Annotated in this window: 12 protein-coding genes; 6 read left to right on the top strand and 6 right to left on the bottom strand. The window is 69.3% G+C overall.

The window, feature by feature from the left end:
* Positions 1-668: 668 nt before the first annotated feature.
* The 3 genes from G495_RS0113790 to G495_RS22260 form a co-directional block, all read right to left on the bottom strand.
* Complete coding sequence (locus G495_RS0113790; protein ID WP_028588274.1) at positions 669-1247, bottom strand: TetR/AcrR family transcriptional regulator; 579 nt, start codon at positions 1245-1247, stop codon at positions 669-671.
* A gap of 1095 nt (positions 1248-2342) precedes the next feature.
* A complete protein-coding gene (gene asnS / locus G495_RS0113795; RefSeq protein WP_028588275.1) occupies positions 2343-3737 on the bottom strand; it encodes an asparagine--tRNA ligase in 1395 nt (464 codons plus the stop codon).
* A gap of 24 nt (positions 3738-3761) precedes the next feature.
* The gene (locus tag G495_RS22260) at positions 3762-4253 is read right to left on the bottom strand and encodes a YbaK/EbsC family protein (protein WP_028588276.1); all 492 of its coding nucleotides are present in this window, start codon (positions 4251-4253) and stop codon (positions 3762-3764) included.
* A 193-nt stretch (positions 4254-4446) separates the two neighbouring features.
* On the opposite strand from G495_RS22260, the gene ftsY reads away from it, so the two are divergent.
* Entirely contained in the window at positions 4447-5814 is a 1368-nt protein-coding gene (gene ftsY / locus G495_RS0113805; RefSeq protein ID WP_028588277.1) for a signal recognition particle-docking protein FtsY, read from the top strand.
* Positions 5815-5998: 184 nt separating this feature from the next.
* Here ftsY and G495_RS19305 read toward each other — a convergent pair whose 3' ends face one another.
* A complete protein-coding gene (locus G495_RS19305) occupies positions 5999-6775 on the bottom strand; it encodes an IclR family transcriptional regulator (RefSeq protein ID WP_035252350.1) in 777 nt (258 codons plus the stop codon).
* 245 nt (positions 6776-7020) lie between these two features.
* Here G495_RS19305 and G495_RS0113815 point away from each other — a divergent pair, with 245 nt between their 5' ends.
* From G495_RS0113815 to G495_RS19315, 4 genes are read left to right on the top strand one after another with little or no spacing between them, the layout of a single operon-like run.
* Entirely contained in the window at positions 7021-8028 is a 1008-nt protein-coding gene (locus G495_RS0113815) for a TRAP transporter substrate-binding protein (RefSeq protein ID WP_028588278.1), read from the top strand.
* On the top strand, positions 8029-8532 hold the full coding sequence (locus G495_RS19310) for a TRAP transporter small permease (RefSeq protein ID WP_084458300.1): 504 nt from the start codon (positions 8029-8031) through the stop codon (positions 8530-8532).
* Entirely contained in the window at positions 8529-9812 is a 1284-nt protein-coding gene (locus tag G495_RS0113825) for a TRAP transporter large permease (protein ID WP_028588279.1), read from the top strand. The genes G495_RS19310 and G495_RS0113825 overlap by 4 nt, the downstream gene beginning before the upstream one ends.
* A 45-nt stretch (positions 9813-9857) precedes the next feature.
* Entirely contained in the window at positions 9858-10631 is a 774-nt protein-coding gene (locus G495_RS19315; RefSeq protein ID WP_245588444.1) for a M15 family metallopeptidase, read from the top strand.
* 124 nt (positions 10632-10755) lie between these two features.
* On the opposite strand, the gene G495_RS0113835 is transcribed toward G495_RS19315, so the two are convergent.
* Positions 10756-13005 (bottom strand): vitamin B12-dependent ribonucleotide reductase, encoded by a 2250-nt coding sequence (locus G495_RS0113835; RefSeq protein WP_028588280.1) that lies wholly within the window; start codon positions 13003-13005, stop codon positions 10756-10758.
* A 312-nt stretch (positions 13006-13317) separates the two neighbouring features.
* On the opposite strand from G495_RS0113835, the gene G495_RS0113840 reads away from it, so the two are divergent.
* On the top strand, positions 13318-13905 hold the full coding sequence (locus G495_RS0113840) for a DJ-1/PfpI family protein (protein WP_028588281.1): 588 nt from the start codon (positions 13318-13320) through the stop codon (positions 13903-13905).
* Between the two features lie 93 nt (positions 13906-13998).
* Here G495_RS0113840 and G495_RS22070 read toward each other — a convergent pair.
* The coding region (locus G495_RS22070) for a hypothetical protein (RefSeq protein ID WP_028588282.1) at positions 13999-14841 on the bottom strand (843 nt) is incomplete at its 5' end.

Consider the following 14841-nt stretch of genomic DNA (forward strand, 5'->3'; position numbering starts at 1 on the left):
TGAGAGTAGTATCTTGGTTACGATTCCTGATTGAATCGCAAAGCGATTATTTTCCGGAAGCCGTGATCGCTCACGACCTCCCCGACTCGCTATTTAATTGTCAAAGAACCTTCCCTTCCAGACCCGGCACCCTGGCCGGCTCCGCCGACTCTCGTCGGGGCGGGCGGAAAGTGTACTCTACCCCAGCCTCGCCAGAGCGTCAACACCTTCCCTCTTTCAAGCCCGGCGCGTTCACACCGGAGGGCAGCTTCTACCCGGTCATCCCGAGCTCGTCAACCCTTTTCGCAAGTTCTTTTCAGAACCCCCGCCCTCCCAGGCGGAGCGAGGTATCTACCCGGAACCACTGGCCCCGTCAACCCCTCGCTGCAATCTTTTCTTTCAATCCCGTCGCCCTTCCGGGCGGCGGAGGAGCTATTTACCCGGAGCGGCATGCCCCGTCAACTCCTTTTTCGCCTTGCCCGCATTTTTCTTCGTGGGCGGCCCGGTTGCCCGGGCGGCGGTCCGGGGCGGCTGCCCCGGCCCCGCGCGCTGCCCCCAGGGGGCGCCTCTCGTGCGGGAGGCAGCTTCTAGCCCGCATCCCCCCGCCGCGTCAACCACAAACTGCGCCCGGGGCAAACTTTCAAAAATATCCTGCTATTCCATGGCTCTGCAAGGGTGCCCCACTGGCGCTACCCGCGCGGCGCAGCCAGGGACCGGGTGATGAAGGCCAGCACGTCGTCGTAGAGCGAGGGCGCGCTGTAGGGCGTCAGCAGCCGGGTGCGCACCGCGCCGACCAGGTTGCACTGCACGGCCCCGGCGGTCTCGCGCGGGGGCAGGGGCAGGATGGAGCCGTCCTCCACGCCCCGGCGCACGCAGGCCTCCAGGATGGCGGGCACGGCCTCGAACTTCTGCATCATCACCTCGCGGTCCTCGCGGGTGTTCACGTCGCTGTAGGGCGAGCAGCGCACCAGCACCAGGAAGTGCTCGCCGGGGTCCAGGGAGAACTCCAGGTAGGCCCCGCAGAAGCGCTGCACGGCCTCCAGCCCGTCGCCCGCCCCGGCCACGGCCTCGCGCAGGCGGCCCAGCATCCGCTCCAAAACATCCAGCCCGGCAGTCAGGAACAGCTTTTCCTTGTTGCCGTAGTGATGCGTGAGCAGGCCCAGGGCGACCCCGGCACGCTCGGAAATCAGCTTGAACGTGGTCCCGTTGTAGCCGTGCTGGCCGAACAGCTCCTTGGCCGCCAGCAGCAAAGCGTCCTTCTTGCTCATGCGTCCCACCCTCCGGCGCCCGGGGGCGCCCCGTTGCAGGCCGCCGCCCGTGGCGGAGCCTGTTTCTAAAACCCTTTGCCGACAGCGTCAACGCCAGCGGCGCGCAACCAAAAGGAAAGGCCCCCGCGGGCAGGGGGCCAGGGAACGGGGAGTATCGGCGGACACCCCGCGCGGGGCGGGGGGAATCCCTTTGTTCGGGCCTGGATCCGTGGTCGCGGCCCCGGGCGGAACCGCTCCGCCCGGGACTGCGAACCTTCCCTTTCCGTCAACCAAGAGGGAGCCGGGGCAAGACTGTGCTTTTCGTTCAACCTGAACCCTTGTCCTGGCCGGATGCCGAAGCTCGCTGCACTGTTTGTTCGCTCAAACAGCACGCAAGTCCTTGATAGCTCCCGGGCCGGAGGCTGTCAACACGCGCGGGGCACAAAACGCGAAAATCGGCGCGACAGAATGAAAATCGTTCGAGGACAAGGCCTTGCAGCACACGTGCCGCCGCGCGGGCCTGGGTTTGGCGGCCTGCCGGCCCGGGCGGGACGGGGCGTCCGGCGGACGCCCGTGCGCGGGCCTGATTGCGGCGACCCTGCCGTCACGGGGGCGCCGGGGCTGGCGCCGACAGCGCAGGCCGCCCGGGCGCGGCCTGCGTGCCTGGCCGCAGGGCCCCGGGGCTGCACCCGCGCGCCCTGTCGTGTGCACGCGGGAACGCCGCTGGCTGGCGGCAGGCGTCCGAGGGCCGCGCCCGAGCGTCAGGGGCCTCGCGCCATGCCGCGCGGCCCGGCGTGCCGGGCGGCGGCGCCCCAGGGCTGCGCCCGCGCGCCCCGGAAGGCACAACTCCCCAGCGCCTGCGGCGTGGCCCGCGCCGCTGCTGCGCCCAGGCCCCGGGGATGCGACCGCTCCCCACGCCCCCGTCCCCCGCACGGGCCCACGCCCCGCCCTGCCCTACCCCAGGACGCACCAGGGGCCGGGCCCGGGAAGGTCGCTCCTCCCCCGGCTCCGGCCCCTGCCGCCCGGCGCGCCGGACGCGCCCGGCCTCCCGGCATCGCCCCGAGCCGCGCCCGGGGCCTTGCCCCCACCCCGCCGCGCCCCGCGCGGCGCGGCGCCCTAGAACTCCAGATGCCGGGGCGTGCGCGGGCAGGGGATCACGTCGCGGATGTTGGTCACGCCCGTGACCATCATCAACAGGCGCTCGAAGCCCATGCCGAAGCCGGAGTGCGGCACGCTGCCAAAGCGGCGCAGCTCCATGTACCACCAGTACTCCTCCTCGGGCAGACCCATCTCGCGGATGCGCGCGGCCAGCACGTCGGCGCGCTCCTCACGCTGGCTGCCGCCGATGATCTCGCCCACGCGCGGCACCAGCACGTCCATGGCCGCCACGGTGCGCCCGTCGTCGTTCTGGCGCATATAGAAGGCCTTGATATCCTTGGGATAGTCATGGACGATGACCGGGCGCTTGAAGATCTCCTCGCTCAGGAACCGCTCGTGTTCGGTCTGCAGATCCAGCCCCCAGGACACGGGGTACTCGAAGCGCGGGGCGCCCTTGGCCGTGGTGGCCTCCTTTTCCAGCAGGGCGATGGCCTCGGTGTAGGACACGCGGGCGAAGGGCCCGGCGAGGATGCCGTCCAGGGTGGCCTCCAGGGTCTTGTCCACCCAGGCGGCGAACAGGGCCAAGTCCTCGGCGCAGCGCTCGCGCAGCTGGGCGACCAGGAATTTGAGGAACGCCTCGCCCAGGTCCATGTTGTCGGTCAGGTCGGCGAAGGCCATCTCGGGCTCGACCATCCAGAACTCGGCGGCGTGGCGCGGGGTGTTGGAGTTCTCGGCGCGGAAGGTGGGCCCGAAGGTGTACACGTCGCCCAGGGAGCAGGCGAATATCTCCGCCGCCAGCTGGCCGGAGACGGTCAGCGACGCGGCCTTGCCGAAGAAGTCGTCCCCCGGGCCCTGGGCCTTGCCCGCGTAGGGGTCCAGGGTGGTCACGCGGAACATCTCGCCCGCGCCCTCGCAGTCCGAGCCGGTGATGATCGGCGCGTGGACCCACGAGAACCCGCGCTGGCGGAAGAAGTCGTGCACGGCCTGGGCGGCCTCGGAGCGGATGCGGAACAGGGCGCCGAACTTGTTGGTGCGCGGGCGCAGGTGGGCGATGGAGCGCAGGAACTCGTCGCTGTGGCGCTTCTTCTGCAGGGGGTAGCTCTCGGGGTCGGCCTCGCCCACCAGGCGCATGGCCGTGGCGCGCAGCTCCCAGCGCTGGCCCTTGCCCGGCGATTCCACCAGGTCGCCCGAGACCTCCACAGCGGCGCCGGTGCCCGCGCGGGGCATGTCGTCCCAGCCGGGCAGGCCCTCGTCCACCACGGCCTGGAGGTTGGCCAGGCAGGAGCCGTCGTTGATTTCCAGGAAGGCGAAGCCCTTGCCCTCGCGTCGGGTGCGCACCCAGCCGCAGACGCGTACGCCCTGGGCGGGCGCCGTGGCCGCCAGGGCGGCCTTGACCTTGATGCGATTGTTCATGCGCTCCTCGCTTGCTTGCATGTCTCAGTCCTCGGCCACGTCGGCCACCGTGCCGCCGCAGGCCCGCTCCAGCTCGGGCGGGGTCAGGCGGAACAGGGCGTGGGGCGTGCCTGCGGCGGCCCACACGGTGTCGTGGCGGAAAATATCACGGTCCAGGAAGGTCACGGGCGGATGGGCGTGGCCCAGGGGCGGCCCCCCGCCGATGACGTAGCCCGTCATCTCGCGCACGAAGGCCGCGTCGGCCTTTTCCAGAGGCTCGCCCAACAAGGCGCGGACCTTGGCCGTGTCCACGCGGTTGGCCCCGCTGGTGACCACCAGGACGTGGCGCCCGCTGTATGGCGCGCGAAAGACGATGGACTTGGCGATCTGGGCCACCTGGCAGCCGACCACGGCGGCGGCCTGGGCCGCAGTGCGCGTGGCCTCGGGCATCTCGGTCACCGTCAGTTCGAGCCCGCAGTCCGCAAGGGCCCGCTGCACGCGGGCGGCGCTGGCGCTCAGTTCCCTGGCCTCGTCCACTGTCCCCTCCTCCGGGCCCGCCGCACTTGACGCGGGCGGGCATCTGCGCAAAGTATCCCTGTCGGCGCGGCGCGGCCCCGGGGCCGCGCGCCGCCCGGTCAGGCTGTACCCGATTTTGCGGCGGACCGCCACCGTCCCCGCCGGCCCCCCTCCGCCTCCCCAGGGAGGCCCCCCAACCAGGAGCACACAAGCCATGGGCTTTTTCAGCAGACTGAAGTTCTGGTCCAACAAGGACGGGGACGCCACCCCGGGCCAGGAGGCGGCACCCGCCCCGGCCCCCCAGGCGCAGGCCCCCGCCGGGGAGGCCCCCGCCCCCGCAGCCCAGGCCGCACCCCAGGAGACCGCCGTCACCGCCGCAGAGCCCTGGCAGCGCGAGCTGACCCTGGCCCTGCGCGCCGCCGAGCCGCGCCTGTCGCAGTGGCTGACCCTGGCACTGGACGGCGTGACGCATAAGGGTCCGCAGCTCTGGGCGCGCCTGGAGTTCCTCTTCCGCGCCCTGGGCGCGCCCGAGGCCGAGGCCCGCGACTTCAGCGCGCGCTTCGCGGCCTGGCTGGAGGCCATGGAATACGAGCGCGTGGAGGAGTTCCGCTCGGAGCTGCAATACCGCTTGGCCCTGGCCCTGGACCTGGAGGACGAGGAGGACGAACGCTCGCGGCTGCTGGTCAAGCTCTCCGAAGGCCTGGAGAAGACCCGCGAGCGCATCACCCAGCGCATCGACGGGCTTTTGTCCGCTCATAAGGTAATGGACGAAGGCTTCTGGGAAGAGCTGGAGGAAATCCTGATCATGGCCGACGTGGGCTACGAGGCCGCCACCACGCTCACGGCCAACCTGCGCGAGCGCGCCCGCAAGGCCGACACCACCGACCCGGCGGCCTTCAGGGGCTTCCTGGCCGAGGAGCTGGCGGGCCTGTTCAAGACCGCGCGGCGCATCAGCGCCGTGAACCCGCCCGAGGTGGTGCTGGTCATCGGCGTCAACGGCGTGGGCAAGACCACGACCATCGCCAAGCTGGCCCACCGGGCCCAGATGCAAGGCCGCAAGGTGCTCGTGGCCGCCGGGGACACCTTCCGCGCCGCAGCCATGGAGCAACTCCAGGTCTGGGCCGGGCGCGTGGGCGCGGGCTTCTACGGCAAGGGCGAGGGCGCGGACCCCGCCGCCGTGGCCTTCGAGGCCGTGGACAAGGCCGTGCGCGAGGGCTACGACATCCTCTTCGTGGACACCGCCGGGCGCCTGCACACCAAGACCAACCTCATGGAAGAACTGAAGAAGATCCGCGCCGTGCTGGGCAAGAAGCACCCCGGCGCGCCGCACCGCTCCATCCTGGTGCTCGACGCCACCACCGGCCAGAACGCCCTGTCGCAGACCAAGCTCTTCTCCGAGGCCGCCGGGGTGGACGAAATCGTGCTGACCAAGCTCGACGGCACGGCCAAGGGCGGGGTGGTGGTGGCCATTGCCCTGCAGTTCGGCGTGCCCATCACCTTCGTGGGCCTGGGCGAGAAGATGGAAGACCTGCGGCCCTTCAACGGCCGCGACTTCGCCGCCGCCCTGCTGGGCGCGGGCTGACCCCACGGCGGGCCGCCCGCGTCCCGCCGCCCTGGCCCAGAAAAAACGAGCAGCGCCCGGATGTCCGGGCGCTGTCCGTTTCCGGGGGCTGTTCATTTCCGGGGGCTGCCCTTTCCCGGGCGCGGCTTGGCGCCGGGCTCCGGTGCCCACGGGCTCCGGGGCTCGCGGCGCACGGGCGCCCCGGCTAGAACTGCGCGCCGATGGCCCCCGCCGTCTCCAGGGCGATGGGCGCCAGCTCGCGCTCGGCGCGCTCCTCGCTCCACTCGGCGTACTTGGCGCTGATGTACACGGCGGCCAGGGGTTCGCCCCGCGCATCCACCACCGGGGCGGACACGGCGATCTCGCCCATCAGGAATTCCTGCACCGACACGCAGTAGCCCAGCTCGCGGGTGCGCTCGATGAGCGCGCGGTTGCGTGCCGGGTCGATGACCGTATAGGGGGTGATGGCCTCGTGGGCCGAGCGGGCCAGGATGTCGGCCACCCGGGGGCCGGGCAGGCGCGAAAGGATGGCCCGGGCCCCGCAGAAGGCCGGGATGCGCCGCCCGGGCAGGGTGCTCTCGAAGAGCAAAAAGCGCTGGGGCAGGCGCACCAGGTAGATGATCTCGGTGTCGTAGAGCACGCCGAGGTACACGGAGTTGCCCGTGCGCGTGCGGGCCTCCAGCAGGTAGGGCGTGGCCACCTCCACCAGGCGGTTGCCCTTGAGGTAGCTGTAGCCCAGGGCCATGACGCGCGGGGTCAGGGAGAAGCGGCGGGTGGCCGGGTCCTTGGCGAGGTAGCCCAGCTGCTCCCAGGTGTGCAGGAAGCGCTGCACCGCGCTGCGGTTCAGGCCCGTCAGCTCGGTCAGCTCCGCCAGGCCCAGGCTGCGCGGCCCCCGGTCGAAGGCCTCCAGCACGCGGATGGCCCGGCCCAGGGAGGCCACGAACAGCGAATCCTCGCGTTGCCTGTCGTCGTCTTGTGTCATGCCTGCGCCCGTGGTTGCAGCCTCGTCCTGCCTGCCGGCGCGCCGCACGCCGCGCGCGCCATTGCCAGTTCCGGCCTTGTAGTCCATTTTTGCGATGATTTCATCCCAAATTCTCTGGCGCACCCCCTTGACCCGGAAGCCCTGGATAGATTATGTATGAACACATCGTATTGCATGGCAATATAATCGCCCACATCCGGCGCGCGGACCGTACGGGCAAACCCCAACGGCAAGAGAGGAAGACCATGAAACGCATCGCCCTGATCTGCCTTCTCGTCCTGGCCATTCCCGCCGCGGCGCTGGCCGCCACGTCCGTGAAGATGAGCTACAACGGCCCGCCGGACGACAACGACAACGCCGTGCACTACTTCGCCACCCACTTCAAGACCCTGGTGGAAGAGGCCACCGGCGGGGCGCTGGACATCCAGCTCTTCCCCAACAGCCAACTGGGCAACGAAGAGCAGCGCATGGAACAGACCATGAGCGGCCCGGTGATCAACGTGGCCTCCTACGGCGGCATCGAGACCGTGCTGCCCGAGATGTTCGCCACCAACATCCCCTTCCTGTTCGACAGCTACAAGGCCGCGCACATCTTCTTCGACGGCGGCCCGTTCATGGACAAGATCCGCGCCACCATGCGCGAGCGCACGGGCATCGAGCTGCTGGCGGTGGTCGAGGAGGGCGGCTTCATCGCCTTCACCTGCACCAAGCCCATCCACTCGCCCGCCGACTTCAAGGGCCTGACCTTCCGGGCCATGGACGCCAGCCAGGTGGCCATGTACGAGGCCTTCGGCGCCGCCGGAACGCCCATCCCCTGGACCGAGGTCTACCTCGCTCTGAAGACCGGCGTGGCCCACGGCCAGATGAACCCCCCGACCTACATCATCATGGGCAGCCTCTACGAGGTCCAGCAGCACCTGACCCTGGCCAACGTGCAGTACTCCGACCAGTTCCTGCTCATCAACGCCGCCCTGATCGACTCCCTGACCCCCGAGCAGCAAAAGGCCGTGCGCGAGGCCGCGCACAAGGCCAACGTCATGACCCGCGAGTTCGTGGAGTCCCAGGAGGACCAGCGCGTGGAGTTCCTGGCCTCCAAGGGCATGACCGTCTACACGCCCACCGACGCCGAGATGGCCCAGTTCAAGGAGCTCGGCAGCCCCTCGTACATGAACTGGCTCAAGGCCCAGGTGGCCCAGGAGTGGATCGACCTGGCCCTGGCCGAGGCCGCCAAGGCCAACGCCGAGGCCAAGTAGATGAGCCGGCTGGCTCAATCGTGCAAAACGGCTTCTGACGTGCTGGAGCGCCTCTGCCTCTTCGGGGCGGGGGCGCTCCTCGCCATCAATCTGGCCACGGTCATGCTCGGGGTGTTCTCGCGCTTCTTCCGCCCGCCCATGTGGACCACCGACGTGGCCAAGATCACCCTGGTCTGGATGGTCATGCTCGCCGCCGCCCCGGCCCTCAAGCGCGGCGAGCACATGGCCATCACCATGCTGGCCGACCGGCTGCCCCCGGGGCGGCGGGCGGTGGTGGTCTGGCTGCGCGGGGCGGTGTTCGTCGGCCTGCTGGTGCTGATGACCGTGCTGGGCTTCCAGTACGCGGCCAAGATGCAGGCCCTGACCATCATGACCCTGGGCATCACCAAGACCGTGCCGCTTCTGGCCGTGCCCGTGGGCATGGCGCTCATGCTGGTGCAGTTCGGCCTGGGGCTGTTCAGCCCCGCCCCCGGCGACGGGCAGGGCCAGGGAGGTACGCCATGAGCCTCATGCTGCTGGCGGTTTTCTTCATCATGCTGCTCACGGGGCTGCCGCTGTTCACGGCCATGCTGGCCACGGCCCTGGCGGGGTTCCTGCACGTGGGCGACCTCTCCCAGCTGCGGCTCATGGTCCAGCAGTTCTACGGCGGCATGGAGCCCTTCTCCCTGCTGGCCATCCCCTACTTCATCCTGGCGGGTGAGCTGATGGGCAGCGCGGGGCTCACGGCGCGGCTCTTGCGCTTCGCCGAGGCCCTGGTGGGGCACCTCAAGGGCGGGCTGGGCTACGTCACCGTGGTGGCCAGCGTCATCTTCGCCGGGGTCAACGGCTCGGCGGCGGCCGACGCCTCCGCCGTGGGCTCGATCATGATCCCGGCCATGAAAAAGGGCGGCTACCCCGGCTCCTACGCCGCCGGACTCACGGCAGGCAGCTCGCTCATCGGCCCGATCATCCCCCCGAGCATCTTCATGATCCTGTTCGGGTCCATGACCAAGACCAACGTGGGCGCGCTGTTCATGGCCGGGGTGGTCCCGGGGCTGCTGCTGGCCGGGGCCTTCATGGTCATGCACCGCATCAGCGCCGCGCGGCTGAACCTGCCGCGCGTGAACACGCGCTTTTCGGGCGCGCAGCTGCTGCGCGCCGCAGGCGGGGCGACCACGGCCCTCATCGCCCCGGCCATCATCATCGGCGGCATCCTGTTCGGCTTCATGACGCCCACCGAGTCCGGCGCCGTGGCCAGCCTGTACGTGCTGCTGGTCGGCCTGCTCTGGACGCGCGAGCTGACCTGGGCGGGCGTGCTGCGCGCCCTGTCCAACACCGTGCGCCTGACCAGCGTGATCTTCGTGGTCATGGGCGCGGCGACCATCGTGGGCTGGATCCTGGCCGCCGAGCAGGTGCCCCAGGCCATCGCCCCGGTGATCCTGCAATACGCCACCACGCCGACCATGGTCCTGCTGCTCATCAGCGTCATCATCTTCGTGGTGGGCATGTTCATGGAGGAGATCGCCGCCCTGGTGCTGCTGACCCCGGTCTTCGCGCCCCTGGCCGCCGCTGCGGGCATCGACCCGCTGCACTTCGGCATCGTGATGACGCTGAACATCACCATCGCGCTGATCACGCCGCCCATGGGCGCGTGCGTGTACATCGTCTCCTCGGTGGGCAACGTGTCCCTGGAGAAGATGTTCCGGCACATCTGGCCCTTCGTGCTCGTGGCCCTGTTCTGCCAGCTCATGCTGATCCTGGTGCCGTCCATCTCGCTGTGGCTGCCGCGCGCCCTGGGTTACTAGGCCCGCGCCGCCGACAACGGTCAACCCAAGCCCGAGGAGCTCGATGTGATTATCCCCAAGGACGCGCCGCCCATCGCGCCCGCCCCGGCCCCCTCGTGGGCCCGGGTGCACCAGGTGCCCATCCGCGAGTGCGGCCAGCCCCTGGTGCCCCTGTCCCTGGCGCCGGAGCGCATCCTCGTGCGCCCGGCCTACTACGCGGCGGGCATTCCCGGCGCGCTGCCCGAATGCCACGCCCGCGAGGAGGTCCAGAAGCGGCTGTGGGCCGCCCAGGCCCTGCTGCCGCCCTTCCTGCGGCTGGTGATCCTCGACGCCTGGCGCGGGGTGCAGGTGCAGACCGAGCTGTACGCCCGCTGCCGCGCGGCCCTGGCCCGGGCCCATCCGGGCGCCGACGCCGCCACCTTGGACGAGCTGACCGGGCGCTTCGTGGCCCTGCCCAGCGTGGAGCCCGGGCGGCCCTCGCCCCACGTCACGGGCGGCGCGGTGGACCTGGCCCTGGCCACCGTGGCAGGCGCGCCGCTGTGGTTCGGGGCGGCCTTCGACTTCCCCGGCCCGGTGTCCGCCACGCGGCACTTCGAGGAGCTTCTGGAAGCCGGGCAGCCCCTGGACGACCAGGGCCGCGAGGCCCTGACCAACCGCCGCCTGCTGCACCACGTCATGACCCGGGCCGGGTTCGTGAACTACCACGCCGAGTGGTGGCATTTCGAATACGGCACCCAGCGCTGGGCCCTGCTGGAAGGCCGGAACGAGGCCGTGTTCGGCGTGGCCGCGCCCGACCTGAACCCCTTCGCCACCCTGGCCCAGGGCCCGCCCGCGCCCTGAGCCGCACCGGGCGGGAGAGGCAAAATCCCCCTCGCAACTGACAAGGCCGGGGGCGGACACATGTCCGCCCCCGGCCCCCGTCTGCACGCCAGGCGCCAGCCCCGGGCCCGCCCGGGGCTTCAGCCTAGCCGCACTTGGTGTAGCCGCACTCGGCGCAGATGAAGCAGCCCTCCTGGAAGAACAGCTCCTTGCCGCACTCCGGGCATTTGGGGCTCGCCAGGTCGTTGCCGTTGCCCGCGCGGGGCACGGGCGTGGCCCCGCCCATGTAGCGCTGCTCGAAGACCCAGGCGATGGCGTCGGGGATGGACATGATCATGCCCTTCTTGCGGAACACGGGGTGCTCGCCGCCGATGCCCTTGAGCTGGCCCACGATCTCGCGCACCGCAATCCCCGAGCGCAGCGCCAGGGACACCAGCCGCCCGATGGCCTCGGCCTTGGCCGTGATGGAGCGGCCCGACTTGCCGATGGTGGCGAAGACCTCGAAGGGCTTGCCGTCCACCTCGTTCACCGTCAGGTACATGATGCCCAGGCCGGTCTCGATCTTCTGGGTGAAGCCGTAGATCACGTCGGGGCGGCTGCGCACCACCTTGCCGTCGCCCCCGGCCTTGGCCTCGCGGGCCTGGGTGCCGTCGCCGGTGCACAGCACCTGGGCGGCCTTGCACCCGTCGCGGTACACGGTCACGCCCTTGCATCCGGTCTCGTAGGCCATCCAGTAGATGTCGAAGATGTCCTGCTGGGTGGCCGTGCCGGGCAGGTTCACGGTCTTGGACACGGCGTTGTCGGTGTGGCGCTGGAAGGCGGCCTGCATCTTGAGGTGCCACTGCGGGGCGATCTCCATGGCCGTGACGAACACCCGGCGCAGGGCCTCGGGCAGGTGCTCGATCTGCCCCACGCGGCCCGTGCGGGCCACCTCGTCCATGAGCGTTTCCGACCAGGCACCCGCGTCTTTCATGGCCTGTTCGAAATAGGGGTTGGACTCGGTGAGCTTTTCGCCGTCCATGACGTGGCGCGAGAAGGACAGGGCGAACAGCGGCTCCACGCCCGAGGAGCAGCCCGCGATGATCGACAGGGTGCCCGTGGGCGCGATGGTCGTGGTGGTGGCGTTGCGGTAGGGGCCCAGGTTGCGCTGGCCGTAGACGGAGGTCTTCCAGGCCGGGAAGGCCCCGCGCTCCTTGGCCAGCTGCTTGGAAGCCGCCTTGGATTCCTCGTTGATGAACTTCATGATCCGCTCGGCCAGGGTCAGGGCCTCCTGGGAGTCGTAGGGCACGCCCAGGCGGAAGAGCAGGTCCGCAAAGCCCATGACGCCCAGGCCGATCTTGCGGTTCTTGTGCACCGTCTCGGTGATCAGCTCCAGGGGGTAGCGGCTGGCGTCGATGACGTTGTCCAGGAAGCGCACCGCCAGATGCGTCACGCGGCGCAGTTCCTTCCAGTCCACGTCGTGGTCCTGGCCCTTGGCGTACATCAGAGCCAGGTTGATGGAGCCCAGGTTGCAGGCCTCGTAGGGCAAAAGCGGCTGCTCGCCGCAGGGGTTGGTGGACTCGATCTCGCCCTGGTCCGGGGTGGGGTTGTCGCGGTTGATGCGGTCCAGGAAGATGATGCCCGGGTCGCCGGACTCCCAGGCCTTTTGCACCAGCAGGTTGAAGACCTCGCGGGCGGGCAGGCGCTTTTTGACCTCGCGGGTGTGCGGGGCCACCAGGTCGTATTCCTCGTCCTTCTCCACGGCCTGCATGAACTTCTCGGTGAGCGCCACGGAGAGGTTGAAGTTGTTCAGGTCGCCGTCGCGCTCCTTGGCGCGGATGAAGTCGATGATGTCGGGATGGTCCACGCGCAGGATGCCCATGTTGGCGCCGCGCCGGGTGCCGCCCTGCTTGACCTGCTCGGTGGCGGTGTTGAAGATGCGCAAAAAGGAGATGGGCCCCGAGGCCACGCCGCCCGTGGACCCCACCCGCGCGGCGTGGGGCCGCAGGCGCGAGAAGGAGAAGCCCGTGCCGCCGCCGGACTTGTGGATCATGGCGGCGTTCTTCACGGCGTCGAAGATCTCCTCCATGGAGTCGCCCACGGGCAGCACGAAGCAGGCCGCGAGCTGGCCCAGGCCCGTGCCCGCGTTCATCAGCGTGGGCGAGTTGGGCAGGAACTTGAACTCCGTCATCAGGTCGAAGAACTCGCGGGCCAGCTTCTCCACGCCGATGGTGGACTTCTCGTACTTGGTCTCTTCCATGGCGATGGCGGCGGCCACGCGCCAGAACATGGTGGTGGCGTTCTCGGTGGGGTTGCCGTCGCCGTCCTTGCGGTAATAGCGCTTGCGCAGCACGGTCTCGGCGTTCTTGTTGACCTTGACCTGCATGAGCGTGGGGGGCATGTCGGGATTGAACATTCCTGCGTGGTCCTTCGCTATAAGGGTTCTGTATATCTTGAAAAAAGATGGCCCGCCGCACCGGGCGCGCCCGTTTCGACGGTTCAAAAAGGCTACCGTAATCACCCTGTAAAATCCAGCGGGCATGTTGGCGATGCGCCCCCGGGGGCACGGAAGTGCGGGCGGAGCAAGGCGAAAAAAATTGCCGCCCCGCTCCGGCGGGGTCACCCGCCCGGGGCAGCCCCCACCGCGAGGGTGGGCAACCGGGGCCCGGGGGTGTATGCTCGGCGCAAAGTCCATTCCCTCCACCCGAAACAACCCAGGAGGCACATCATGGCCGTGAAAAAGATCCTCATGCTCGTTGGCGATTTCGTGGAAGACTACGAAGTCATGGTCCCCTTCCAGATGCTGACCATGGTCGGGCACCAGGTCCACGCCGTATGCCCCGGCAAGAAAGCCGGGGAGCAGGTGGCCACGGCGGTCCACGATTTCGAGGGCCACCAGACCTACTCCGAGAAGCCCGGGCACAACTTCACCCTGACGGCGGACTTCGACGCCGTGGACCCGGCGGCCTACGACGCCCTGGTGGTGCCCGGGGGCCGCGCGCCGGAGTACATCCGCCTGAACCCCAGGGTCATCGAGATCGTGCGGGCCATGGCCAAGGCGGGCAAGCCCATTGCGGCCATCTGCCACGGCCAGCAGGTGCTGGTTGCCGCCGACGTGCTGGGCGGCAAGTCCTGCACGGCCTACCCGGCGGTGCGCCCCGATGTGGAGCGCGCGGGCGGCACCTGGGTGGAACCCAACGCCACGGCCTCCAACGCCGTGGTGGACGGCGTGCTCGTCACCAGCCCGGCCTGGCCCGCGCACCCCGAATGGATGCGCGCGTTCCTCAAGGTTCTGGGCTCGACCATCGAGCCGTAGCCCGCCACACGGGGGCGCACACAAACACACGGCGGCCCGGGGTCCAAGACCCCGGGCCGCCGCGCGTTCTGCCTCCGGGCGCAAGCGGCAGGCTCAGGGCGCGCCCGGCCCGGTCGACGCATCCGGGAGGATGAAATCCACTGCGGGGAACGCTGGCAGGGAGAACAGCCGCCGGGCCTCCATGTACCCCTCGGGCCCCGGGTTGAGCACGATGTAGAAATGCAGATACGGACCGAAATTCGTATCATCCAAATTATCCCTCTCCTCCCTCATGATCCAGTCGCAATGGCCGTTGCCGTCGGCGTCCACTGCGGTCACGAACTCGTGTTCATCCCAAAGCCGCCCCTCGCGGCCAGGAACGCCCTTCCAGGTGGCAACAAGGCCCAATCCATTGTCGCGGAGGGTGAACTGCAACGTCTTTGGCCAGAGCGGAGTCTCATAGCTGCTCCAGTCCTGCTGGAATTCCGCAAAAGTAACCAGCGACCCTTCCATATCCTGCGTAAACAGTTCACCTTCCGCAGTCAGATTCGTAACCAGACCGGCCTCCATGCGCTCGAACAGCTCCTGCCCCAGGTTGTCAGGCCGATAGCACGGCTGCGGAGCCGGGGCCACGCGGTGCAGGAAGTCCGCCAGATCGCACAGTAGATATTTATTACTGCTGAGCGTGGCCCAATACCACCCCTCGTCGGCAACATAAGCCTCCGGCAGGCGCTTGCGCAGGTCCAGGTACTGACGGCAGGTATAGGCGTTATGGCCGGTGGAGAACGCAAAAGCATTCCGGAACTGCTGCATGAACGCCACATAATTGGCCTCGGACTCCAAGGTCCGGGCCACCTCTGGCGGCATCTGCGCCCGGGCCGCTGCGGGCAGGAGCGTCAGCAACAGCGAGGCCAGCAGCAACGAGGCAAGGGCCAGGGCAACGCGGGGCATGTGGAC

Source organism: Desulfocurvus vexinensis DSM 17965 (assembly GCF_000519125.1).
GTDB classification, from domain to species: Bacteria; Desulfobacterota; Desulfovibrionia; order Desulfovibrionales; family Desulfovibrionaceae; genus Desulfocurvus; species Desulfocurvus vexinensis.

Excerpts from the sequence above, each read along its gene's own strand:
- G495_RS0113835 (WP_028588280.1), bottom strand. The coding sequence starts at position 13,005 with ATGTTCAATCCCGACATGCCCCCCACGCTCATGCAGGTCAAGGTCAAC.
- G495_RS0113840 (WP_028588281.1), top strand. The coding sequence starts at position 13,318 with ATGGCCGTGAAAAAGATCCTCATGCTCGTTGGCGATTTCGTGGAAGAC.
- G495_RS0113825 (WP_028588279.1), top strand. The coding sequence starts at position 8,529 with ATGAGCCTCATGCTGCTGGCGGTTTTCTTCATCATGCTGCTCACGGGG.
- asnS (WP_028588275.1), bottom strand. The coding sequence starts at position 3,737 with ATGAACAATCGCATCAAGGTCAAGGCCGCCCTGGCGGCCACGGCGCCC.
- G495_RS19305 (WP_035252350.1), bottom strand. The coding sequence starts at position 6,775 with ATGACACAAGACGACGACAGGCAACGCGAGGATTCGCTGTTCGTGGCC.
- ftsY (WP_028588277.1), top strand. The coding sequence starts at position 4,447 with ATGGGCTTTTTCAGCAGACTGAAGTTCTGGTCCAACAAGGACGGGGAC.
- G495_RS0113815 (WP_028588278.1), top strand. The coding sequence starts at position 7,021 with ATGAAACGCATCGCCCTGATCTGCCTTCTCGTCCTGGCCATTCCCGCC.
- G495_RS19310 (WP_084458300.1), top strand. The coding sequence starts at position 8,029 with ATGAGCCGGCTGGCTCAATCGTGCAAAACGGCTTCTGACGTGCTGGAG.
- G495_RS0113790 (WP_028588274.1), bottom strand. The coding sequence starts at position 1,247 with ATGAGCAAGAAGGACGCTTTGCTGCTGGCGGCCAAGGAGCTGTTCGGC.